Origin of the sequence: Paenibacillus sp. LC231 (genome assembly GCF_001860525.1) — a bacterium.
Classification (GTDB): domain Bacteria; phylum Bacillota; class Bacilli; order Paenibacillales; family Paenibacillaceae; genus Paenibacillus_AQ.
On record NZ_JFOM01000020.1, the window covers coordinates 37,751 to 61,290 of the forward strand.

Annotated in this window: 20 protein-coding genes; 5 read left to right on the forward strand and 15 right to left on the reverse strand. The window is 52.1% G+C overall.

Annotation, left to right across the window (positions count from 1 at the left end):
* The first annotated feature begins 160 nt into the window (after positions 1 to 160).
* From AK95_RS15450 to AK95_RS15460, 3 genes are all read left to right on the forward strand, one after another.
* Positions 161 to 1,033 (forward strand): aminoglycoside 6-adenylyltransferase, encoded by an 873-nt coding sequence (locus AK95_RS15450; RefSeq protein ID WP_071220858.1) that lies wholly within the window; start codon positions 161 to 163, stop codon positions 1,031 to 1,033.
* 305 nt (positions 1,034 to 1,338) lie between these two features.
* A complete protein-coding gene (locus AK95_RS15455) occupies positions 1,339 to 1,938 on the forward strand; it encodes an RNA polymerase sigma factor (RefSeq protein WP_071220859.1) in 600 nt (199 codons plus the stop codon).
* A complete protein-coding gene (locus AK95_RS15460; RefSeq protein ID WP_071220860.1) occupies positions 1,889 to 2,875 on the forward strand; it encodes a DUF4367 domain-containing protein in 987 nt (328 codons plus the stop codon). Before AK95_RS15455 ends, AK95_RS15460 begins: the two co-directional genes overlap by 50 nt.
* A gap of 247 nt (positions 2,876 to 3,122) precedes the next feature.
* On the opposite strand, the gene AK95_RS15465 is transcribed toward AK95_RS15460, so the two are convergent.
* The 14 genes from AK95_RS15465 to AK95_RS15530 all read right to left on the reverse strand — a co-directional run bounded on the left by AK95_RS15465 (position 3,123) and on the right by AK95_RS15530 (position 19,084).
* A complete protein-coding gene (locus AK95_RS15465; protein WP_071220861.1) occupies positions 3,123 to 4,571 on the reverse strand; it encodes an ABC transporter substrate-binding protein in 1,449 nt (482 codons plus the stop codon).
* A 130-nt stretch (positions 4,572 to 4,701) separates the two neighbouring features.
* Positions 4,702 to 5,568: a carbohydrate ABC transporter permease gene (locus AK95_RS15470; protein ID WP_071220862.1), complete on the reverse strand. Its 867-nt coding sequence runs from the start codon at positions 5,566 to 5,568 to the stop codon at positions 4,702 to 4,704.
* A 1-nt stretch (position 5,569) separates the two neighbouring features.
* On the reverse strand, positions 5,570 to 6,505 hold the full coding sequence (locus AK95_RS15475; RefSeq protein WP_071220863.1) for a carbohydrate ABC transporter permease: 936 nt from the start codon (positions 6,503 to 6,505) through the stop codon (positions 5,570 to 5,572).
* Positions 6,506 to 6,602: 97 nt separating this feature from the next.
* On the reverse strand, positions 6,603 to 7,922 hold the full coding sequence (locus AK95_RS15480; protein WP_071220864.1) for a response regulator: 1,320 nt from the start codon (positions 7,920 to 7,922) through the stop codon (positions 6,603 to 6,605).
* Positions 7,922 to 9,754, reverse strand: coding sequence for a cache domain-containing sensor histidine kinase (locus AK95_RS15485; protein WP_071220865.1), 1,833 nt, complete (start codon positions 9,752 to 9,754; stop codon positions 7,922 to 7,924). Before AK95_RS15485 ends, AK95_RS15480 begins: the two co-directional genes overlap by 1 nt.
* A gap of 305 nt (positions 9,755 to 10,059) precedes the next feature.
* Positions 10,060 to 11,925 carry an SLC13 family permease gene (locus AK95_RS15490; RefSeq protein WP_083397643.1) on the reverse strand — a complete coding sequence of 622 codons (1,866 nt, stop codon included), beginning with the start codon at positions 11,923 to 11,925 and terminating at the stop codon, positions 10,060 to 10,062.
* Between the two features lie 267 nt (positions 11,926 to 12,192).
* Entirely contained in the window at positions 12,193 to 13,455 is a 1,263-nt protein-coding gene (locus tag AK95_RS15495) for an SGNH/GDSL hydrolase family protein (RefSeq protein ID WP_071220866.1), read from the reverse strand.
* A 74-nt stretch (positions 13,456 to 13,529) separates the two neighbouring features.
* Positions 13,530 to 13,865: a hypothetical protein gene (locus tag AK95_RS15500; RefSeq protein ID WP_071220867.1), complete on the reverse strand. Its 336-nt coding sequence runs from the start codon at positions 13,863 to 13,865 to the stop codon at positions 13,530 to 13,532.
* A 183-nt stretch (positions 13,866 to 14,048) separates the two neighbouring features.
* Positions 14,049 to 14,315 carry a hypothetical protein gene (locus AK95_RS15505; protein WP_071220868.1) on the reverse strand — a complete coding sequence of 89 codons (267 nt, stop codon included), beginning with the start codon at positions 14,313 to 14,315 and terminating at the stop codon, positions 14,049 to 14,051.
* A 64-nt stretch (positions 14,316 to 14,379) separates the two neighbouring features.
* On the reverse strand, positions 14,380 to 15,243 hold the full coding sequence (locus tag AK95_RS15510; protein WP_071220869.1) for an inositol monophosphatase family protein: 864 nt from the start codon (positions 15,241 to 15,243) through the stop codon (positions 14,380 to 14,382).
* Positions 15,244 to 15,508: 265 nt separating this feature from the next.
* Positions 15,509 to 16,510 (reverse strand): UV DNA damage repair endonuclease UvsE, encoded by a 1,002-nt coding sequence (gene uvsE, locus AK95_RS15515; RefSeq protein ID WP_071220870.1) that lies wholly within the window; start codon positions 16,508 to 16,510, stop codon positions 15,509 to 15,511.
* Entirely contained in the window at positions 16,507 to 16,824 is a 318-nt protein-coding gene (locus AK95_RS15520) for a hypothetical protein (RefSeq protein ID WP_006208215.1), read from the reverse strand. Before AK95_RS15520 ends, uvsE begins: the two co-directional genes overlap by 4 nt.
* A 98-nt stretch (positions 16,825 to 16,922) precedes the next feature.
* Entirely contained in the window at positions 16,923 to 18,017 is a 1,095-nt protein-coding gene (locus tag AK95_RS15525; RefSeq protein WP_071220871.1) for a D-alanine--D-alanine ligase, read from the reverse strand.
* 44 nt (positions 18,018 to 18,061) lie between these two features.
* Positions 18,062 to 19,084: an amidase domain-containing protein gene (locus AK95_RS15530; RefSeq protein WP_071220872.1), complete on the reverse strand. Its 1,023-nt coding sequence runs from the start codon at positions 19,082 to 19,084 to the stop codon at positions 18,062 to 18,064.
* A gap of 316 nt (positions 19,085 to 19,400) precedes the next feature.
* On the opposite strand from AK95_RS15530, the gene acnA reads away from it, so the two are divergent.
* Both acnA and AK95_RS34525 read left to right on the forward strand, forming a co-directional pair.
* Positions 19,401 to 22,118 (forward strand): aconitate hydratase AcnA, encoded by a 2,718-nt coding sequence (gene acnA / locus AK95_RS15535; protein ID WP_071220873.1) that lies wholly within the window; start codon positions 19,401 to 19,403, stop codon positions 22,116 to 22,118.
* Positions 22,119 to 22,301: 183 nt separating this feature from the next.
* A complete protein-coding gene (locus tag AK95_RS34525) occupies positions 22,302 to 22,457 on the forward strand; it encodes a hypothetical protein (protein WP_201259390.1) in 156 nt (51 codons plus the stop codon).
* 200 nt (positions 22,458 to 22,657) lie between these two features.
* Here the strand turns inward: AK95_RS34525 and AK95_RS15540 are convergent, their stop codons facing one another.
* Entirely contained in the window at positions 22,658 to 23,398 is a 741-nt protein-coding gene (locus AK95_RS15540; RefSeq protein WP_071220874.1) for an IclR family transcriptional regulator, read from the reverse strand.
* Positions 23,399 to 23,540 lie beyond the last annotated feature (142 nt).

Below are 23,540 nucleotides of genomic sequence, written 5' to 3' on the forward strand. Positions count from 1 at the left end.
CATAACCCGCGAAAGGAGAACTCCTCATGAAAAAGCGGTTGAACAAGTTATAACATGCTCCAGATCCATGCCATGCTTCAACGGTCCGGATCCGTGGACCTCCAGACCTGTCCGATTCAAATCATGAGTCATCTAAATATGAATGCGGAGGCTGGATAACATGAGAAGCGAGCAAGAAATGATGGATTTGGTATTGGGCTACGCAGCCCGCGACGAACGGGTTCGGGCCGTGACCCTGGAGGGCTCCCGAACGAATCCCAACGTGCCGAAGGATATTTTCCAGGATTACGATATCAGCTTTCACGTAACGGACATGGACAGCTTTATTCAGGATCCGAACTGGATCGACGTCTTCGGCGAACGAATTATACTGCAGACGCCCGAAAACATGGCCATGTTCCCTCCGGATCTTGGAGGCTGGTTCTCGTACCTGATGCTATTTACCGACGGCAACCGGATTGACATGACCCTGATTCCCATTGAGGAGAAGGAGAAATACTGCAGGGAAGACAAACTGATCCAGATCTTAATGGATAAAGATCAGGCCTTTCCCAATATTCCTGCTCCCTCCGACGCGGATTTCTGGGTAAAGTGCCCGTCGGCAGCCTTTTTCGAGGATTGCTGCAATGAATTCTGGTGGGTATCCACGTATGTAGCCAAGGGCTTGTGGCGGGAAGAAATACTGTATGCCCAAGACCACTTTCACAACATCATGCGTCCGATGCTGATGAAAATGCTGGGGTGGCAGGTAGGTACCCAGACCGGTTTCTCGCTCAGCATAGGCAAGAACGGCAAGTACTTGAAAAACTACCTGTCATCGGACAGCTGGAACGAGCTGATGTCCACCTACCCTCGCGGAACCTACGAAGAGGTATGGGAGGCGCTGTTTACGATGGGAGCGCTGTTCCGCAGAACCGCGCTTTATGTCGCTGAACAGCTGGGCTTCGAATACGATATGGGGCAGGATCAGCGCGTTACCTCCTTCCTGCAGCATGTCCGGCAGCTGCCGGCGGATGCCAAGGCGATCTATTAAGATTGCGGGAAGCTGCGGTTCCCTTGATTCCAAATATCGAACCCAAGCAGCCGGGCTCAAAGCGGATTAACCACTGGTCCCAGTGAAGCCACGATTGCTAAGAATATGAATCAGCAAAGAGAGACGCCGCTCCGGCGTCTCTCTTTTTGTTGCAGAATTCTCCCCAATCCCATCCGGGACAGCCGCTCCTTTACTTCAACCCGATTTTGGTGACTGCGCTCTCCTGCAAACAAAATTTATTGAATCCATTTGTCACATTTGTGCTTTGCCCAAACGTAATACAAATTGTAAAGGGGTGAAACCACTTGGATGAACCAGCATTCCATCAGATCGTTGCTGATGTTTTGAAGGGAGAGATCGACAAATATGAGCTGATCATGAACCGCTGCCACAAAGCCATCTTCAACTATTGCTATCACATGCTTGGCGACTATGCCGAAGCCGAAGATTGCACCCAGGAAGCTTTTTTGAAAGCTTATCGCAATCTATCTAAATTCGAACCGGACAAGCCTTTCGAAGCCTGGCTGTACCGCATCGCCTCCAACCAGTGCATCGACTACCTCCGCAAGCGAAAGCTATCCCGATTCCTCCCCTTTCTGTATCAGAAGGATCAGGATAACCGGCATGTCGATCAGGTCATCGAGCACAAATACTACAATCCGTCCGTGCTCCGGGCGCTGGCCAGGCTGACCGCCGAGGAACGAAGCCTGCTCATCCTGCGCTGCGTCGAGGACAAGAGCTATCATGAGATCAGCCTTATTTTGCAACAAAGCACGACCTATCTTAGGAAAAAATTTCAGCGAGCCGCAGCCAAGTTCCGCAAACATTATGCCATGGCCGAGGGGGAAGAAACGAATGAGCATGGACAACGACCAGGACCTGAAACCACTCTTTCAGAGGGTTGAGCCGATCGGGACAGCCCTCCAGGAACGCGTCATGAACCAAATTCGGGAAAAACAACTTAAAAGGGAGCGATTTTTTGTGAAATACAAAGTTAGCATTCTCTTAATGGCCGGCATGCTGCTTACCGCATCGACCGGATTTGCCGCCGTACAGTACCATTCCTTAACCAACAGCAAAGGGGAAGTTCTCTATGAGGAGAAATCGGACGCTCAGGCGCCTTCACCAAAAAACTATTCAAAAAAGGAACTGAACCGCATACATCTCATGAACACCATCTGGGACGAACAGATCAAGCCGGGCGAAGCCGCCATCATTTACGTCGTACCGGATAATCCAAAGCATGTCATCGACATCAAATCCACTCCGCATGCCGTCAAGGATTTCGCCAAGCTGCAAAGCATGGTGAACGTGCCCGGTTTGCCGCTGGCCAAGGAACTGTCCGGTTCGGGCACATATACGTTCAAAAACGCCAGTGTGCACATGGAACGCGAGACTGATGTGACCCCGCTGACCGAGCAGGAAAAAGCCGACATCGCCAAAAAGCTGCTTGAAAAAGCCAAAGCCTCCGGGAAGGACTACGCCCTGATGCCGGTGAAGTTCACCGATCAATTCTGGCTTTCGACGGTATATTATGCCAGCGGCAATAAAAAAGTCTCCCTTACCATTCTGAATAACGGGGACCACGGAAGCGTGACCTCCTACTGGGACGAGAGCACGGGCATGACCAGCCGGAAAATCGAGATCAACGGGCAGGACGTGCTGCAAAAAACGTGGAGCGGCGGAAACTCGGCGCAACTGGCGCAGCTGGACTGGGTCTATGAAGAACCAACCACCGGACATCACTACATGCTTTCGCTCAACTCTACCACGGGTGACATCGCTGCCGAAGAGCTGATCCGCATTGCCAAGACAATCATTCCGAAGACGGATTCCAAGTAAGCAGCGTGATGTCACTTGGCTTAGGGCTGTCATAATAGCAATCATTATAACAATATAAAAAGTCGCCTGTGGCAGTTTCGGGATCCGGACACGAATCAGGCGACCGTGTTTAAGAAGGGCTGACCTTTCGCCCGGCTTGAGCAACTAGTTCCAAGGATATGAAAAAGCAAAGAGAGACGCCGCTCCGGCGTCTCTCTTTACTGTGCTGCAGAATTCTCCCCAATCCCATCCGGGACAGCAGCTCCTTTTACTTCTGCTCGATCTTATCGAAGAAGTTCTCCTGAACCAGCTTGGCTGTTTCGTCCAGCTGTTTCTTGGAATCCGTGCCTTCCTTCGAGAACGACTCCTGTACAACGTTGGACATCGCCGCATAATAATCCTGCGTGCCGAATTGCGCTTCCGGTTTGCCTTCCAACAGGCTGAAGAGCTGCGGATCGTATTTGTAGACGTTGTCGTACTTATCGTAGATGGCTTTTACCTTCGCGGCATACTCGGAATCATCGCTGAAATATTCCAGCGGCGTTGGTACAAAGTATTTGCCTTCGGCTTTGCGGGCATTAATCGTATCTTCCACCGATTTCAGCGCATCATCCGTAAAATAATCAAACGTGATGTAACGGAAAGCCATTTCCTGCTCTTCCTTCGTGGCATTCGGGTTGATGACCAGATAATTGCCGCCTAGAATGCCGTGGTGAGCTCCGCCTTTCTCCATGGCAGGCATCGGATATGCCAGCACATCCTCAGGCTTCATGCCGCCCTCATTCAATGCCGGCTGGATCACGTCAAATGCGCCTGCAATGACCATCGCCGTACGTCCCTGCTGGAACGAGCTGACGGCATCGCCCCAACCGAGAGCCCAGTCCTGCGGAATGGCATTCGCTTCCCATCTCAGCTTTTTATAGAAATCCAGCGCCTTCACGCCGGCTTCCGAGTTAAACACGGCCTTCACTTTGCCACCCTCGTTCACTTCGATATCCCCGCCGGCTTCGAACAGGAAGTTGGTCCAGTTCCAGCCCGCTTCATTACCTTTGCCCATCGGCGCGATGCCGGATATGCCGGCCTTCGGATCTGCTGCCCCTTTCGCCGTGTTGTACATGTCGTCCCAAGTCCAATCCATCGGCGGAACCGGTACGCCCTTCGCATCCAGCAGCTTCTTGTTCACGATCGTGGACGTGATATACCCGTTCTGCGTAACGCCATACACCTTGCCGTCCACGATGAATTGATCCTGGAGCACGGGATTCATGTCGTCCTTGTATTCCCACTCGTTCCAGAACTCCGTGATGTCGGCCACCCAGCCCCGCTCTACGAGCAGCTGTGCTTCCGTAGCCCAAGTGTTATAAAATGTCGGCGCTTCGTTCGAAGCCATCTTGACCCCAATTTCGTTGACGCTGTACTGCCAGTCGTCCTTCACGATGGTCACGTTCGGATATTTCGCCTGGAAACGGGCGATTTTATCATCCTCCTGCTGACGCAGCGTTGTATCATCCGGCAGCGGATAGTGGATCTTGATCGTTATCTTTTGATCCGCGATATCCTGTTTCGGTTCATCCGTCTGCGTTGCAGTCGTTCCACCCGAATTGGCAGTCCCTCCGTCTTTATTGCCGGCCTCCGGCGCTGCTTTGCCTCCGCCGCAAGCGGCGAGCAAGGAGCTGAACAGCATAAGGCAGATCAGTAATGCTGAGAACTTGCGCATGGATACTCCCCTTTTCCTGATTGAATTGATAATGTTCTTTCTTATCTCCATCATAAAATTGAAACTCGGAAAGGACGATGTGCATTCATATGACGATCATGTGCAGGGCTACGATGGTGTACACGCTGCCCTACCCTTTAACAGCCGAGAGACTGACGCTGCGCATAATGAATTTCTGGAACACCAGAAATACGAAGATCGGCGGCACCATAACCATGAACAGGATCGCGAATTTTATGCTGCTGTCCAGGCTCCTAGCGTTGATGACATACTTGTAGATGGCCGTGGCCAGCGTGTACTTGTCCTGCGTCTGCATGACCAGCGACGGCCAGAACCAGTCATTCCATGCCGTGGAGAAGATAAAAATCGCCAGCGTTGCAAAAATCGGGACGGACAGCGGCACGGCAATTCGCAGGAAGCTGCTCAACTCCGAAGCGCCATCGATGCGTGCCGCCTCGAAGATCTCCGGATGAATGCCATCGAAGAAGTTTTTGATCAGCAGGAAGAAGTACGCATTCGCTCCGGCCGGCAGCCAGAAGGCCCAGTAGGAATTCAGCAGCCCCAGCTCCTTCAAATTGACGAAGTTCGGAATCATGTAACTCGACGCAGGTATAAACAAGGTCATGAGAATGAAGAAATAGATGACGCGGTGATAGGGAACCCGGATACGGGAAATGCTGAATGCCGCCAAGCCCAGTACCAGAATTGTCACCAGCAGATTGCCGCCAAAAATAAGCAGCGTATTCTTCAGAAACATCGGCAGATCGATGTATTCCCACCCCTTCGGGAAGTTATCCCAATGCCATTCCGACGGGAAAAAGCGCGGCGGAAACGTATTGATCTCCTGATTGCTCTTCAGCCCGTTAAACATCGTCATGCCGATCGGATACAGCATCGTAAAGACCATCACCGCGATGCACAGCACCATAAACCCGTATATCGCCCTGTTCCACGGTTTTCTCAGATCCGAAGCGGACAGTATGCCTCTCTCTTTCATCCTAGTACTCCTCCCTGTTCATCTTGAATTGCAGGATGCCCAGCAAACTCAGCACCAGAAACATCAAGATGCCCATCGCGGTTCCTGCCCCGTAATCCAGCTGGTTAAACGCGTATTTTACGGTTAGAAGCGCATAGGTAAGCGTGGCCTTGTTCGGTCCGCCGTCCAGCATCGCAAGCTGCGACTGATACGCCTGCGAAGTGCCGATCAGCTGCAGGATCAGCATGAGCATAATCAAATTGCGCATCGAGGGGAGCGTAATGTATTTAATCCGGGCCCATACGCCCGCACCGTCGATCTCCGCGGCTTCATACCAATCCTTCGGTATGCTGAGCACGCCGGCCAGATAGATTAGCATCGCCGAGCCGAATTGCTGCCATGTCTCCATCACGACCAGCGACACCATGGAGAAACGGCTATCCGAAATAAAGGATACCGGTTCTGCCCCAAAGAAGCCGAACAGGGCGTTGATCGGACCTACCGGGTCATACATCCACCTCCACATGCCGTAAAGCACGACGCCGGGTACGACAAACGGTAGATACGCCGCAATCCGGGCAAAGCCCTGGAACAGCTTCAGCTCCGAGATGGCGATAGAGGCCGCGATGGGCACCCAGAAGCCGATGACCAGCGTTAACAGCATGAAATACAATGTATTTCGAACGGAAAGCAGCAGATCGGGATTGCTGAGAACCTTGGCATAATTATCGAACCCGACGAAGGTGTTTCCTTTTACGAAATCGATATGAAAAAAGCTGTAAAAGATCCCTTTCAAGATCGGTACCCACAAAAAGACGATAAAGATCGCAATGGCCGGAACGAGGAACATATACCCCCATATGTACTTCTTCCACAGCGGCTTGCGCTTGTGCTCCTGTCGGGTGCGATGACCGGGCTCTATCCGAGCCTGGCCTTGCGGCATGGCCGTTTCTTCCATCTAAACTCCCTCATTCCTTAATTAAATGTCCAGCTTTAATTTTAAAAAGACAGGGAGTCTTCGAACATGTCTAAAACTATGTGAAGTATAGCCGTTCTTACTTCTTTAGCTCGCTGGGGCTGACGCCGTAGTATTTTTTGAAGATTTTGCTGAAATGCTCCGGAGATTCATAGCCGACTCGCTCCGCGATTTCGTAGCGGCGGAGATCCGTGCTCAGAATCAGGGACCTGCTCTCCTCCATCCGCAGCTTCACGACATACTCCCACAGGCTGCTGCCTGTATATTTTTTGAACAGATAACTCAAATAGTTCGGGCTTACGTGATTGTTCTTGGCTATCTCGTGAATCGTCAATCCCTTCTGGCGGTAATGCTCCTCGATATATTGCCTCGTATTCTCCACGATCCGGTTGCCCTGGCTCGAGAGCACCTCATGCGACGTCTCCTGGGCATAGTTGTGCCAATTGAAATCCCCGTAATAAAACACGTGAAAGTCCTGCAGCTGCTCGCTCCACAGCATCGCTTTGTCCGCCTGACGGCTGAGCACACTCAAAAATTCGGGCCCCCTCAATATTTGGCTGATCCCAACGGTACAGCTTCGTTTCAAGTACAGCTCCACATGGTGGTACAGGCTCCGGCCGATCATCTCCAGATGATGGATCTTGCCGCTCGCATTCTCCTCCATCTCCTGCTCGCTCCATTGGAGGATGATGTTGATGTCCCGCTCCGGCGAATAGAATACGAAGGCGTGCGGCTCCTGCTCCAGCAGCTCCTTGGCGATATTCAGCGCGGCATATTGAATCAGGTTTATATCTTGCCTGGAAAAAGAAGCGCTGCTGTCTTCCCTTAAGCCCAGCTTCATCTTGATAACGGCAAAATAAGGACCGATCAAGCCCAGCTCCGAATCGTCTAGGCCGGCCAGTTGCGGCTGATCCCGCTCCGTGGAGAGCCGCTGATTCAGCCGCTCTATTCGTTCGGAGGGAGGCTCCTCCATCCGAAAATGCTCGTTATCGGCCATGAGAAATGGCTCCATCTGAGGCGCCGGTCGATCCATCTTGAGCAGAACGCTGCGAACCGAATCCAGAAACTGCTCGCTGTTCAGCGGTTTGATCAAATAATCCTTGGCTCCGAGCTGGAGCGCCCGCTGCGCATATTGAAATGTTTCATGGGCTGAAATAATGATCGTCTGAACCCACGGCTTCACGATCTTGGCCTGCTGCATCAGCTCGATGCCGTTCATCTCGCCCATCTGGATATCGGTGACCAGCAGGTCGATATCTCCCATCCGGATGTAATCCAGCGCTTCCTGCCCGCTGTATGCCGTAGCAATCCCATCGATGGCTAGGCCCGAGGACGTTAACAGCCCGGCCAAGCCCTTGCAGATCAAAGGCTCGTCATCTACCACCAAAATGTTATACATCAGGAAACCTCCTGTCCGGTTGCGGTAATGGTTGTTTCTTCTATTCGGGGAATCGTGATCGTCACGCAGGTTCCCCCTTCTTCTCTTGGTTTATATTGCAGACCGCAGCCGCTTCCAAAATGCAGCTGGAGCCGCTCCTGGATATTGCGGATGCCGTAGCCCAGCGAAGGGTCCGGCGCTTCATCATGGAGCAGCCTGTGGATGGACTCGTAGTTTACGGGGCGGAAGCCGTTATCTTCAATGACGATCCGGCATTGCCCCTCCTCCAGATGGCCTGAAATCCGGATGATTCCGTCCTCGCCCATATTTTTAATGCCATGAATAATCGCGTTCTCCAGCAGCGGCTGCAGCGTAATCTTCGGCACATGGTTCACCAGCAAGGACTCGGGCACTTCCCAGTGGACGGTAAACTGATAATCATAACGGTTCAGCTGCAGATTGATATAAGCCCCCGCGTGCTCAAGCTCTTCCCCAAGCGTGATGAGATCCCGCCCACGACTGAGACTGATCTTCATCAATTTGGACAAATCCTTGATCATCTCGGCGGACTCGGTATTGCCCTCCATCGTGCTCTTCCAATAGATGCTTTCCAAGGTGTTATACAGCAAATGGGGGTTAATCTGCTGATACAGCAGCTGCAGCTGCGCTTCCTTCTGCTTCAGATCCATACGGTATTTGTAGTGGATCAGATCATTCAATCGGCGGGCCATGTCATAGATCGTGGAGATGAGGACACTGACTTCATCTTTTCTGCGCCGATAGGGGGTTTCCGGCACGACGTTCCCCGGTTCATACCTTCTCACAAAATGCGCCAGCTTCTGGAGCGGCGTCATCAGGGACTGCCAGAAATAAAAAACGATAATGAGACCCACGGCAAAGTAAGCGATGGAGATGACCTGGATAACACGCTTCATCTCGCTTTGCTGGGCGAGCAGCGTTTTGACGGGCACCTTGTAGACCAGCTTCTGATTGAGCACGTAGTTATAATCAATGACATAGATAAAATCCGACGTGATCACGTCCATGACGCCGATCGTGGATTGGCCCGGATCCGCTTCAGGGGGCAATTCAAGCCTTCCTGCCATGCCTTGTACCGACGAAGTCAGGATATGGTCGTTCCCATCCGTAAAATACAGCTCCCCATCCGGAATCGAGACCGTCGATAACGACTCGCCGATCCGCGCGTCTAAATTCGTGACCACCAGAACGCCGATGGTCCCACCCTTATAAATATTGTTCACGGCCCTCACATAGCTTAAGGTCTCTTGATCCTGCCGCCCTTGTACCGGCGGCGACAGATTCGCTATGCGCTTGAGATACCCGTTCCCTTTCATCGCCACGGCTTCATCGAACCATGACGGCTTCTCCTTCTCATCGGAGAAAAAATATACCCCCGCTTTTCTGCGGTCAGGGTAATAGGGAGCAAAGAAGTAGCTGTTGTCAGGATCATAGACATAGAGCGAGTAATAAACCGGTTCGCGTTCATCCGTCTCTTGGGAGAAGGACAGCAGCATCTTTTCCAGCCGCTCGTAGTTTTTGACGCGAGCGAGAACGGTGTCCTCGGCAAAGGGATCCAGCTGCTGGATCTGCGAATTTTGAATGACCGTGGAGGTCACTTTGTTAACGGTTTCAATATCACGGTTAATCAGCTTAAAGTTCTGCTTGTTCAGTTCGATATAAGCATTGGTCACATGGCGCTTCAGGATTTGACCGGCCATGGAATTCCCGTAGGCGTTCAGCGCAAACAACGGAATGACCAGCACCAGGAACAGCAGAATCATCTGCTGCTTGATATTCATGCGGCCCAGCGGATTTTTGAAGCGGTTCTTCATCGGCCCTTGCACCTCCGGCTTTCTCAAGCATAGCAACAATCCAGCGGCATCAGCGTAGTCATTTCTACGGAAATGATGCGTATTTTTACGATCAGGCAGAAAGTCCTAAGTGGATGTATTAGCCTTACGACAGGCGATTTCCTGCAAAAGCGGCGGGCGTGTCTGGCCCGGGAGTCGATCGATCGAGGAGTGAGGGGGTACTGATCGGACAAGTCTTCACGATATGCTATCCCCAAAATGGAATAACACCCGCATGCGCAATCCTCATCGGATGGAACATGCGGGTGTTATGTGCCGGTTCTCCTTTAGAACGGAAAGAACAGCGGCAGTACCGCCATCATGACCAGGCCGATCACCAGTTGAAGCGGCAATCCGACCTTCACATAATGGCTGAATTTATAACGGCCAGCCGACATAACGAGCGCGTTCGGCGGCGTGGAGAACGGTGACGCAAAGCACATACTCGCTCCGATGGAGACGGCGAACAGAAACGGATACGGACTGGCTCCCATCTGGATCGCAGCCGATAACGCAATTGGCGCGAATAATACGGCGCAAGCCGTATTGCTGATAAACAGGGTCAGTAGCGAAGTGGTGAAATACACCCCTGCCAGCAGGGCAAGCGATCCATAGCTGCCCAGCGAATGGACCAGCATATCCGAGATCAGCGTGGCGGCTCCCGTTTTCTCGATAGCAATGGACATCGGTATCATGCCGCCAATGAGCACGATGCTCTCCCAGTTGACCGTCTTATAGGCCTCCTCCATGTTGCGCACGCATCCGAACACCACCATCAACACCGCGGCAATCATCACGGAGGCCACCGCCGGAATCCATTCGGTCACCAGCAGGATCACCATCAAGAGCATAATCCCGGCCGCAATCGGCGCTTTGTGGTCCATCGTCACTTTGCGCGACTCCTCCACGGGCTGCCCCACCACCACGACATCCGTTTGTTCGGCCGCCAGAAGGGCTATATCCTTCCATGTTCCCTGAACGAGCAGTGCGTCGCCAAAGCGCATTTTCTCTTCCTTCAGATGATGCAGAAGATACTGTTCTTTTCGCTGAATCCCCAATATGTTCACCCGATATTTCTCGCGGAAACCCGAGTGCTTGACGAGCCGGCCAATCAGGCGCGAGGACGGAGTCAGCATCACCTCGGCAATGCCGACGTCACTCGTGGCGTATTGCGACTCCTCCGTACGTTTTCGATGCTCGGGTACACGCTGGTCCAGCATGACAAGCCCATACGTCTCCGCAAACTCCGAGGCCCGCTCGAACGGGCCGTTCACATACAGAATATCGTCTTCCTCAATCACGGTCTCGGGACCGGCGATTTCCTGGTTAATCGTTTTGAAGAATTGATTCTTGGCCGACATTTTACGGCGGATTTCAATGACGTTCACTTCGAACTTCGCCGGAATGTCCAGCTCCCGCAATGTTTTGGATCGAATGGAGGAATCGGCACTAACCTGAATCCGATACAGGTTCTGGGTCAGCCGATACTGTTTGGCCAGCTCTCGAAGCGAGCGCCCGCCCTGTTTACCTGCGCCCCCTTCTTCATTGCTGGGAAGAAAACGGCGAAGGAACAATATCGCGATGATCCCCGTTGCCAAACACACAAGTCCGATCGGCAAAAAAGCAAAGAACGACAGCCGTTCGTATCCTGCGTTAATCAGCGTCTCCTGAATCACGAGATTTGGCGGTGTGCCAATTAACGTGAGCATGCCCCCCAAGCTGCTGGCAAAAGCAAGGGGCATCAGCAGCCGCCCCGGATTAATCTCGGCGCTGAACGCCAGACTGACAACAATGGGCAGCATGACCGCTACCGTGCCGGTATTGCTGACGAATCCGCCAATGAGCGACGTTACCAGCATGATCATAATCAAGAGCCGGGTCTCGCTTCCCCCTCCAAGCTTCAGCAGCTTTCCGCTTGCCATCTTGGCCAGCCCGGTCTGAAAAATCCCCCCGCCCACAACAAACAAACCGATCATCATGATGACAACCGAATTGGAAAAGCCCGAAAGGGCTTCAGCCGGACTTAAAATGTCCGTTAACATAAGTACCATCAACACGCCGATCGCGACCAAATCCGACCGCACTTTTCCCGACATGAACAATGCGGATGCCACGGCCAAAACAGACAACGTAACGATCATCGGTCCATTCATTCCTTGTTCCCCCTATCATGCCCTATCTATGTTTCTTCCAAGATTCGACATTCGGCAACCCTTTCCCTACCGCTTTCACGCATCTGCACTTTCCATATGTCAGGAAAGGGGTTCAAAATCTGATCTGATGTCAAACCACCCATGAAAGGAAATGATGTCGTATTGTACCATCTGCCTGGAGTTACTTATGTTAAAAACATCACAAAAACGCTAATGACAAAAAAAGCTGCATCGGCTCCTTCCAGCCGATGCAGCTTGCTTATGGGATTACAAATTAATGAATGCGGTACGCAATTTGGTGCTGTATTGAACGTCAAAACCAAGACCGGATGCAATCACCGCGAGCGGGACGTAGGTTTTATCCTCTTTTCCTACTTTTTGCAGGAAAGCCGGCGTATCGATCGGTACAGCCGTTCCGTTAACTTGAACGGTTTTGGCACCGATCTTCACTACCACCGTCTGATCTCCAAACGTAATCGTTGCACTGGACGTTTTATTTTCCCATGTGGTCGTCGCCCCCACTGCATCTACGATATCCTGTATCGCTACGTAATTCAGATTATCGCGAAGAATCGGCTTATACGGCGTGTTCAGCTCCTGCCCCTTCACGATGATGCGCATCGGCTGCCCCTGTTCTTGAACAGCGGGATTCTTGTAGCTGCCCCAGATCGTCTCTGCGAACACACCGGCCATCGTCTCATATCCATATTGGTTCGGATGAATATCGTCTTTCAGGATATGGGTCATCGTCAGCTCGGAGCCCACGAACTTCTTCGCCACATGGGCTACCTTAATATTCACGCCCTGAGTGGCAAAACTGTCAGCTACGCCTTCCACCAGCTTCGTAAACTCTCCGGATGCTGCCAGCAGTTTAGCATATGCGACCTCGTCAGCGACTTTGGGCACCGGATTATACTGGTCCGCCACCACAATTGCGGCATCCGGATTGATGGCGTGCAAGTTGGTAATGACGGATGAGACATTATCGGTATAAATTTTGAACAGTTCCTGCATCTTTGCTTTCAACTGTTCATCGCTTAATGTTTCAACGGTACTGACCAGACTCATCATGTCATTGCCGCCGATCGTAATGGTTATCAGATCCGCACCCGCGATAATCGGCTTGGCTTTCGCTGCTTCAGCGCCAATCTGCTTCGTGCGCGGATCGATGCCGCTTAGCCCTGGTTGCAGCTCTTCCGCCGTAATTGGGCGTTCATCCAAGACGGCCTTGACGTAATGGTTCAGCCCATCGGTTTTCAGGCCGCCGATCCCCAAATTCGTTATCTCGGTCCTGCCGTGGAACAAACCTTGCTCATACAGCCGGTCAACAAAACCGTAAAGCTTGCTTTTCAGATCCATTCCCGGCTCATACCCGACGGTCAACGAGTCCCCCAACGCTACAATATGATATGTATCCTTGGCTGTAACCTCATCGGCATAAGCCGGCGCAACGCCTGGTCCAACCAGTGCCACCGCGAGCGTCAAGGTGCCGGTTACTGCCGCCAGCCCCTTCTTCCATTGTTTGAACATGCCTTCACTCCCTCAACGTCAATATCTTAGTACAGCCTTATTTTACCACCAGCAATCTGTGAATGGTACTGAACTCAACCAGGACGATAAGGTTTCATGAGAAGATAAGCGAATAAATAGCCAAGGGATGCAGCTCCAAACCAAGCAAATATCCCAGGCGTGGCTGCCAGATACAGGCTTGGCAATATCGACCATCCAAAAGCAACCAGCAGCAGCAACCGGTAGGAATAAAGCACCCCGAGCATCGCCAAGCTGGCTGGAAGAAACAGCATAATATACGTAGTTAAGGCTGGTTTCCAGCTGGTCTCATCGGAATAAGGGTTGAAGAATATAAGGATGCACCATAACATCATGGAGGCTGCCCCTGATGCGGCTCCCAGGACATGACATATTTGAAGCCGAACTCGCACCGATCTCCCCCCCTATGTGGACAAGGTAATCATAGTCACACCAACTTGATCTAGCCTTGAACAGTATTATCTTGGCCAGCCATCATAAAAAAATGGACAGCACGCTCTATGCTGTCCATTCCTGGTTCGGGCCTTTAACGAAGATGTCCCGCTTCTCTAAACATCCCATCCCTTAAAGCGCTATCAAGCTTCTTCACCTGAATCCTCAGGCTTATCCTTCTTAACTGCCTTATCCATGTACTTGTCATAGCGATCATCCACTTCCTTCGCCATGCTGCGGTACTTCTGCGTCTCTTCCACAATAGGATCGAGCTGCGTCTGAATTCGGATCTCGTATTTCGGAGAGAGAAGCCTGCGCTCCTCCTTCTCCCGATCCTTCTTCTGCATTTCACCGTCCGTTAACATCTCGCTGAGCTGGCGCTCCAAATCCTGATCCGACTTCTCATTCATCGTAAGCACACTCCTTTATCAAGCGGTTGTAAGTGACCTGCATTTCTCTGTCGTCCCTGGCCGTTTAGCGAACCAAAGCTTCGCCGGCGTCTTTTAGTGTATCCAGAAAACGCTGATGAATCAGCCCGTTGGTAGCCGCCAAATGACGCACCGACAGATCATATGGCTTTCCTTCCGTATCGGTTACTTTACCGCCGGATTCCTGAACCAATAGTGCGCCTGCAGCAACATCCCAAGCGCTCAAGCCGTGCTCCCAGTATCCGCTTAGCCGGCCGGCAGCCACATAAGCAAGATGAAGCGCAGCGGAGCCGCCTGCTCTTACATTGCGGACCATCGGCAGCAGCGCCTGCAGCTCCGCCATATTCAGCGGCAGGTTGACCGTGCTGTCCAGCGGGAAGCCCGTGGCCAGCAAGCTGTCCGACAATTGATCTTCCTTGGAAACATAGGTAGGGTTGCCGTGAACGTAGGCCCCTTTTCCTTTTTCCGCAACAAACAACTCGTCCCGGGAAGGGTCGTAAATAACGCCGACAATGACTTCTCCATGATGAGCCAGTGCAATCGACACGGAATAAAACGGAAATCCATGAACATAGTTCGTCGTTCCGTCCACAGGGTCAATAATCCAGAGATACTCTTCGTCCTTGGCGTCCTCGAGTGCCTTATTGTAGGCATCGGTACCCGGGGCAACCCCTTCTTCTCCGAGGATCGCATGATCCGGAAAGTGGGTCAAAATCAGTTTGCGGATCATCTGCTCCGCGCCTTTGTCCACCTCGGTTACGATATCCTGTGCCGAAGACTTGGTGCTCAACTGCTTGACGGTACCGAGTTTGCTCTTAATCCACTCTCCCGCTTTGGCGGCGCAATTAATCGCAACGGCGGTGTAGCTCTTACTGCTGACAACATAAGGAATCTTTTCATTCTCGTTCAAAGCACTCACTCTACTTTCTATATAAATCTAGTGATTATTGACAATCCCTACATCCTATTCAGTCATGGCGGTAATCGAAAGGGCAATCAAGGGAAAATTCCGCCTATTTCAATAAAAGTCCGTCCTATGCTGTGCACCTGAATGCTTGGCGAGAACGAACTTTTTTATCCGATGTCATGTGTTAAGGGGAATCTCTGTTTGGATACTTCCAACGTAACCCAAAATCCATCAACTTGCAAGTGTTTAACAAGCTCATCTTATCGGGTTATGGGTTTACTTCGATGGAAGCACCGTCGAGAATGGTTACGCCCTCTTCCGTATAATCTCCCAAATCCTTCATCAGATCAAACAAGGCGCCGTCCTTCATCTTCGCTTCAATCATGACGTCCACCTTCGGCGTAGCCCCCGCAATATTCCGTAAAAACGCCAGCAATGGCACGACATCCACCCCATCCGCATGGCTGCGGATATCGGTAGGGCTCTTGGGACTGGATACGTGAATCTTGGGCGGCAGCGGCTGCGCCCGGTCCGAATCGGCCTGCGCAAGCGGCGTCTCCCAGGTGCGAAGGATATCCGGCCACAGCTCCCAGGGAGCCTCGCCGTCGTTATTGACCCACTGATGATGGATGTCCAGTACCATCGGCAGCCCGGTCTGCTTGCATACGTCCAACGTTTCCTGGGCGGTAAAGGTTTTATCGTCATTTTCAAGGGTCAATCGTTCCTTGATGTGCGGCTCAAGCTCATGAAAATGTTCAACGAATCGCGCCGCTGCCGAGGGCTTGTCCCCATAAGCTCCCCCGATGTGGATGTTGTTCTTCATCGAAGCAGGCAGCTCCATCGCCCGCAGCATATGGACGTGCGACTCCAGATCACGGATCGAGTTGGCCAGCACTTCGGGACGCGGCGTGCTCAGCACCGTGAAATGATCCGGATGAAAGGAGACCCGCATCCCGTGCTTTTTCACGAATTCCCCAATGGCCTGAAAGCCTTCCCGCAAAGCCGGGAACGGATTCCAATCCTGCATATCTTGATGCGTGGCCAGCGGAATCAGCTTGGACGAGAAGCGGTACACCTTGATATCGTGAGCCGCATTATGCTTTAGAAGCCGAAGGGTATTATGTAGATTCTCATTCGCAATCCGCTCCAGTTTGTGTAAGCCGGCCTCACGGTCATTCAGCTTCATAAAACTCTTCATGGTCATCGTCTTGGAAGGAGAAGCATTCTGCACGACCGTGGACATGGCCACATAACCGAAACGGACAATCATGCATGGTCTCCAAAGAACATTTCGTGAGCCAGCGCTGTTTGTACGCGTGCTTCCTCATCCGTCAATTTGCGGATCAGCTGCAGTTCGACCGAAGTGACCTCGCGGCCCTGGAAGTTAATCTCCGATACGCATGCAGTGATCAGGACGATGGCCACCGCCTGGTTATCCGGCGTATAAGCAATAACCTTCTGTCCTGTCGGAAATACCCGAAGCCCGTCCTTCAGCATTTTACCGCGGCCGTATTCCAGCAGCTCATAGAGCTCCTGCTCACTCTTAAACTTACAAACGGAATTGAACTCGGTTTGAAATCCCATACTACGTATCTTCCTTTCATCCCATAATATTAGACTCAAGGGGAGCCGTATTAAATAGCGCGGACTCCCCCTGGTGTTTCATATCCTATTGTGACGGCTTACGCCTGGTTCTCATAAATCAGGGATTGCTTGCGGTTGTACCGCTCAAGGCCCAGCTCGATCATCCGGTCAAGCAGCTCGCGGTAGGACACGCCCGTTTCCCGCCACAAGAGCGGGTACATGCTGAACGGCGTAAAGCCAGGCATCGTGTTCACTTCATTGATCAGAATCGCGCCGTCCGAGCGGCGGACAAAGAAGTCGGCCCGAGTAATGCCGCCGCCTTCAATCGCTTTGAACGCGGTAATGGCGAGGTCGCGCAGACGATCAGCCGTATCCGGCTCGATTTCGGCCGGAATTTGCATCTGTGATTGTCCATCCGTATATTTGGCCGCATAGTCGTAGTATTCACTGGAAGAGACAATTTCACCCGGAACGGATGCCATCGGCTCATCATTGCCCAGCACGCTGACCTCCACTTCGCGCGCATCCACGAACTCTTCAACGATGATCTTGTCATCGAACCGGAGCGCGGATTCAATCGCCGCCTTAAGCTGCTCCCGGTTCTTAGCCTTGGATATGCCGACGCTTGAACCCAGGTTAGCCGGCTTGACGAAGCTCGGGTATCCGAGTTTGTCCTCGATATCCTTCAGCACTTCATGTTGGCTCCGCTCCCATTGGGTACGATTGAAATAACAGTACTCGCATTGCGGCAATCCCGCTTGGGCGAAGAGCTTCTTCATGACGACTTTATCCATCCCCGCTGCCGACGCAAGCACACCGGTTCCCACATAAGGAATGTCCGCCATTTCGAACAGTCCCTGAATCGTTCCGTCCTCACCGAACGTCCCGTGAAGCAGCGGAAACATAATATCCACCGCCTGACTCTCTTGGCCATACAATCTGCTGAACACGGCGTTCAGCGCGGTTTGCGTGCCTTCCCCTTCAGCCAGCTTCAATTCTTCCAGCTGGGCAAAAGGAGCCGACAGCTTGCTGCCGATTCTCCAGCTACCCTGCTTGGAAATATAAAATGGAACAATCTCATATTTATCAAAATCAAAAGCGTTCATGACCGCGAATGCCGTGGATAACGACACCTCATGCTCGCCGGATTTCCCCCCGTATACTAAACCTACCGTCAATTTATCCTGTCCCATGTTAACCTCTCTCTTGTCCGTATTGCAGCACGACATGCTGTCACTTAAAAATAATCGGGGATATGGTAAAACCGGTATTCGGTATTATCATTCCAAGCGTAGGAATCTCGGTAGTCCCAATAGCGATGGCGGCTGGACACCGTATGTGCATTGACGAGCGGCATACCGCCCGCGTCAAACGCCGTCACGATGGTGCTGTGCTGAAACGCGCCGTCACCATCCCAGTCGTATACGATGACATCCCCCAGCATCAGCTGTTCGGGACGTTCCACCCGCTCGGCCCGCAGCCCCGAGGTACTGGCGTTCAAATAATGCGCAAAGCTGTTCGATACCGCCCAGCTGTAGCTCCACCATTCCCGTTGGTTTACGTACCCCTTGTACCACCATCCCGTTTCTCTTTTACCAGTATAGTGGATTGGGGCTTTGCCTGCAAAGAGGCACTGGGAGATATAATTCGTGCAATCCACGTCAAATTCCTCAAACTCCGGATTCCCGGAATCCCACCAACGGTCGGCATATGCAGCTGCGGCTTCACGCTCGTAACGGCCGGACCGCGGGCTGCTGCCGGCGGCGTATACGCGGCCGTTCATAAAGGGAATGGACGGCTCTCTTCCAGCCCCATCCGCGCCTGCTGCCGGAACATCGGCTCTTTGCAGGGGATGGCGTTCATCCTGCAGACGTTCGATGCCTACGATCAACCAGGCATCCCCGTCCCGGATCAGCGTCAGCCGCTCTCTAAAAACCGTATCTTCCCGGTGCGTCATCCCTCTTTTTTCATAATAAAATACGCTGTGAAGCCGCACGTCCGCGACCACATCATCCTCCGTCTCCCTCAGAATGCGCAGGAGGCGGGCACGAGTCTCGCTCTTAAGCGGCGTAACCTCCCGCTGCGCATACCACGACTGCAGCCGAAACTGCCTTTCTCCTCTCTCTACCAGGAAATTCAGATCTGCTACAATCTGTTCTTTCAGGCCTGAAGAATAGTCCACGCGATTTTGGTTATATTGATTGACGTAAATATATAGAGCTTGCTTCCAAGGCTTCTCTGCTTGCTTCAGACTGTTCATCTACTCTCCTCCTCTAACCTTGCCTTTCACGCTGTTCCCTATCACAACTATATGAAGAAAATGTTCGGGCTATGTACTTCGGTCAAGAGAATACAGAAACACCGGGATCACAGCGACTGTATTCGGGTAAAAAACAGGCTTGTTTTCACCTTTTTGAAATACGTTTCTTCTATAAAAAATGCTTTACGCAGCGAGTTGAAAACGGTATACTTAAAGTAGTTAATTTATGAAATTAGGTTTCACCTAGTGAAACGAAAGAGGATTTATCTCAAGGTGTCTTTATTCGATTTATGAAATGACTTAAGGAGGTTCATCAATGCCAGCAAAGGATCAATTCTCCATCTCCCGCAACCTGGAGGTGGGCGGTAAAAGTTACCGTTATTTCAGCCTGCAGGCTCTCGAAGAGCAAGGATACGGAAGTGTATCCAAGCTTCCTTTCTCCATTCGGGTGCTGCTGGAAGCAGCCGTGCGTCAGTTCGACGGACGCGCAATTACCGAAGATCATGTAAAACTCTTGTCCAAGTGGAATGAAGGACGCGACAACAACAAGGAAATTCCGTTCATTCCTGCCCGTATCGTATTGCAGGACTTCACCGGTGTTCCGGTTGTCGTAGACCTTGCAGCTATGCGCGACACCGTTAAAAAATCCGGCGGCGACCCTAAACAGATCAACCCTCTCGTTCCGGTTGACCTCGTTATCGACCACTCCGTCATGGTTGACGCTTTTGGTACCGATCAAGCTCTGGAAACGAATATGAAGCTTGAATTTGAGCGTAACGAAGAGCGTTACCGCTTCCTCCGCTGGGCTCAAACGGCATTCAACAACTTCCGCGCAGTTCCTCCTGGAACGGGGATCGTTCACCAGGTTAACCTGGAATACCTTGCTTCCGTAGCGGCTACGAAGACGGTTGACGGCGAAACGCTGGTCTTCCCTGATTCCCTCGTAGGTACGGACTCCCATACAACCATGATCAACGGTCTTGGCGTTGTGGGCTGGGGCGTAGGCGGTATCGAGGCGGAAGCCGGCATGCTCGGCCAACCGCTGTATTTTGTAACGCCTGAAGTTATCGGCTTCAAGCTGACAGGCAGCCTGGCCGAAGGCGCAACAGCGACTGACCTTGCCCTCACGGTAACCGAGCTTCTCCGCAAGAAAGGCGTTGTAGGTAAATTCGTAGAATTCTACGGCCCTGGTCTCGCGAACATCAGTCTGGCTGACCGCGCAACGGTAGCCAACATGGCTCCGGAATACGGCGCTACCATCGGCTTCTTCCCGGTTGATAGCGAAACCCTGGCTTATCTCCGTAATACGGGCCGTACCGATGAGCAGGTTGAGCTCGTGGAGAGCTACTATAAAGCGCAAAACATGTTCCGTACGGCAGATACGCCGGACCCTGAGTTCTCCGATGTGATCGAATTGGATCTCGCTTCGGTTGTACCGAGCTTGGCTGGACCGAAACGTCCGCAAGACCGTATCGAGCTTACCAACATGAAACAAAACTTTAACGATATCATCCGTACGCCAATCGACAAAGGCGGATACGGCCTCAGCGATGAGAAAATTGCGGAAACCGTTAAAGTCAATCATAAAGACGGCTCTACCAGTGAAATGGGAACGGGTGCGGTTGTTATCGCAGCCATCACCAGCTGTACGAACACGTCCAACCCAAGCGTTATGCTCGGTGCAGGTCTCCTGGCGAAGAAAGCCGTTGAACGCGGCCTGACGAAGCCTGGCTATGTGAAGAGCAGCTTGACCCCAGGTTCCCTTGTCGTAACCGACTACCTCGAGAAGTCCGGTCTCTTGCACTACCTTGAAGCTCTCGGCTTCTATGTTGCAGGCTATGGCTGCGCAACTTGTATCGGTAACTCCGGTCCATTGCCGGATGAAGTGAGCGAAGCGATTGCCGACAACGACATGACGGTAGCCGCCGTATTGTCGGGTAACCGTAACTTTGAAGGCCGCGTGCATGCTCAAGTCAAAGCCAACTACCTGGCTTCGCCGCCATTGGTTGTTGCTTACGCTCTGGCAGGCACAGTGAACATCGACCTGCAGAACGAACCGATCGGCTACGATCCGAACAATGAGCCTGTCTATCTGAAAGACATCTGGCCAACGAGTGCGGAAATCCGCGAAGCGATCGGTCAAGCCGTTAGCCCTGACGCTTTCCGTGAGAAGTACGAGAATGTGTTTACCGCCAATGAGCGTTGGAACAAGATTCCTGTTCCTGAAGGCGAGCTGTACGAGTGGGACGATCAATCCACTTACATCCAGAACCCGCCATTCTTTGAAGGTCTGGGCAACGGCCTGAACGACATCCAGGACATCAAGGAAGCGCGCGTGCTTGCTCTCTTGGGCGATTCCGTTACAACGGACCATATCTCCCCAGCGGGTAACATTGCAGTGAACAGCCCGGCCGGTAAATATCTGAGTGACCGCAACGTGGAACGCAAAGACTTCAACTCCTACGGCTCCCGCCGTGGTAACCACGAAGTTATGATGCGCGGTACCTTCGCTAACATCCGGATCCGTAACCAGGTAGCTCCGGGTACGGAAGGCGGCGTTACGACTTACCTGCCAACGGAAGAAGTGATGTCCATCTATGATGCTTCGATGAATTATCAAGCAGGCGGACAGAACCTCGTCGTTATCGCCGGTAAAGAATACGGTACAGGAAGCTCCCGTGACTGGGCGGCAAAAGGTACGTATCTCCTCGGCGTCAAAGCCGTGCTGGCTGAAAGCTTCGAGCGTATTCACCGCTCCAACCTTGTGGGCATGGGCGTTCTTCCGCTCCAGTTCCAGGAAGGTCATGGCTGGAAGAGCCTTGGTCTGAACGGCCGCGAGACATTCGATATCCTGGGCCTCAGCAACGATGTGAAGCCAGGCCAGGAATTGACTGTTGTCGTTACGCGTGAAGACGGAACCCAATTCGAGTTCCAAGCTATCGCCCGCCTCGACAGCATGGTGGACGTGGACTACTACCACAATGGAGGTATCCTCCAAACGGTACTGCGTCAAATGATCGCATCGAACCAATAAGACACACCCTATAGGCGCTTTAGCCTTAGGAACAAATCCCCATCATCCGCTTATGGATGATGGGGATTTTGTTATTTTTCGGTACTTTTTTCCTGAATATTGGATTTTCCGTTTCGGACGATGCCCATAAGGTTAATTGGTAAAAAACATTTCCGGAAATCCATACCCAGGAGGAAAGTATCTATGATCAAAATACATACGATGGCTTCGTTCCAATATCAATACCACCGGCCGCAGCCGGTGGCAGCGCCTAAGAAAGAGGAAACGACGGATAAAGCCCTCACCTTTCAAGAGATCCTTAATCAGAAAATGAAGGAAAAGAACGTGAAGCTGACTTAAGCTGCCCTTGCCTGTACATAGCGATGCCGTCACGGCAAAAGGACCGTCCCTACGATCACCAAGATCATGGGTCCGGTCTTTTTGCTCGTTATCGAACACTCGTCCCCGCATAAAAATGACCGGGCAGCTGTATCACATGGGGCCGCCCGGTCATTCAATAACTTATAGTGATGCTGTCCGCACTCTCGCAATAGAATGAATTAAATCATCATTCCCATTTCCCGTGCCGCCTCCATCAGGATTGGCGCATGTTCGCGAAGCGTTTCCGCTGACAGGCGGGTGACTGGCCCTGACATCGACAGTGCTGCCGCCACTTGACCATTCCGGTCAAAGATGGGTACCGATACCGCAGCGGCTCCAGGCTCGCGCTCTTCGATGCTGATCGCGTATCCCTTCTCCAGTATTTCGGCCAGCTGCTGCCGGTAAACGATCCGGTCGACAGATTCCGGCCAATCCGGCGCATTCAGCAGCTCCTCCTGATCGGCCGGTGGCGCAAAGGCCACCAGTACCTTGCTGGAAGCGCCAACCGACAACGGAAGTCGCACTCCGACCTGGGCGACCCGCCGAATGCCCTGGTTGCTCTGAACCGCTTGAATCCGAAGACGATCCGAACCGTCTCTTAAATACAAGCTCACCGTTTCCCCAAGCCGATCCCGTAAGGCCTCCATCGCGGGCAGAAGGCGTATCGCCGGGTCGTCGCTTTGAGACAGATGCATGGACAGCTCCCATATCTTCAAGCCGAGCCGATATTTCTCCGTCTCTTTGTTACGCACAACGAATCCTTTGTCTTCCAGCGTTGTTAGCAGCCGATGAACGGTACTTTTATGTAATCCGATAAGGGTAGAAATCTCTGTGAGGGCAAGTTCACTGTCTTTCGTAAAACACATCAATATATCAAGCGCCCGCTCTACAGCACGCACCGTCAATTTACGGTCTTCCATCCCGACCAGCTCCTCTCCTGTTTCATTCTATGAAACCTGGTTACAAGAATTATATGAGAATTCTTCTCAAAAGTAAACCATGGAGACAGGGACTTTACAGTTGTCTTACAATCTATGGATTTGCATTGACTTTATAGGCATC

Bases quoted from the DNA above. Each gene is read 5' to 3' on its own strand.
- AK95_RS15450 (WP_071220858.1), top strand. From the start codon at position 161: ATGAGAAGCGAGCAAGAAATGATGGATTTGGTATTGGGCTACGCAGCC.
- AK95_RS15460 (WP_071220860.1), top strand. From the start codon at position 1,889: ATGAGCATGGACAACGACCAGGACCTGAAACCACTCTTTCAGAGGGTT.
- AK95_RS15465 (WP_071220861.1), bottom strand. From the start codon at position 4,571: ATGCGCAAGTTCTCAGCATTACTGATCTGCCTTATGCTGTTCAGCTCC.
- AK95_RS15470 (WP_071220862.1), bottom strand. From the start codon at position 5,568: ATGAAAGAGAGAGGCATACTGTCCGCTTCGGATCTGAGAAAACCGTGG.
- AK95_RS15475 (WP_071220863.1), bottom strand. From the start codon at position 6,505: ATGGAAGAAACGGCCATGCCGCAAGGCCAGGCTCGGATAGAGCCCGGT.
- AK95_RS15480 (WP_071220864.1), bottom strand. From the start codon at position 7,922: ATGTATAACATTTTGGTGGTAGATGACGAGCCTTTGATCTGCAAGGGC.
- AK95_RS15485 (WP_071220865.1), bottom strand. From the start codon at position 9,754: ATGAAGAACCGCTTCAAAAATCCGCTGGGCCGCATGAATATCAAGCAG.
- AK95_RS15490 (WP_083397643.1), bottom strand. From the start codon at position 11,925: ATGAATGGACCGATGATCGTTACGTTGTCTGTTTTGGCCGTGGCATCC.
- AK95_RS15495 (WP_071220866.1), bottom strand. From the start codon at position 13,455: ATGTTCAAACAATGGAAGAAGGGGCTGGCGGCAGTAACCGGCACCTTG.
- AK95_RS15505 (WP_071220868.1), bottom strand. From the start codon at position 14,315: ATGAATGAGAAGTCGGATCAGGATTTGGAGCGCCAGCTCAGCGAGATG.
- uvsE (WP_071220870.1), bottom strand. From the start codon at position 16,510: ATGATTGTCCGTTTCGGTTATGTGGCCATGTCCACGGTCGTGCAGAAT.
- AK95_RS15520 (WP_006208215.1), bottom strand. From the start codon at position 16,824: ATGGGATTTCAAACCGAGTTCAATTCCGTTTGTAAGTTTAAGAGTGAG.
- AK95_RS15525 (WP_071220871.1), bottom strand. From the start codon at position 18,017: ATGGGACAGGATAAATTGACGGTAGGTTTAGTATACGGGGGGAAATCC.
- AK95_RS15530 (WP_071220872.1), bottom strand. From the start codon at position 19,084: ATGAACAGTCTGAAGCAAGCAGAGAAGCCTTGGAAGCAAGCTCTATAT.
- acnA (WP_071220873.1), top strand. From the start codon at position 19,401: ATGCCAGCAAAGGATCAATTCTCCATCTCCCGCAACCTGGAGGTGGGC.
- AK95_RS34525 (WP_201259390.1), top strand. From the start codon at position 22,302: ATGATCAAAATACATACGATGGCTTCGTTCCAATATCAATACCACCGG.
- AK95_RS15540 (WP_071220874.1), bottom strand. From the start codon at position 23,398: ATGGAAGACCGTAAATTGACGGTGCGTGCTGTAGAGCGGGCGCTTGAT.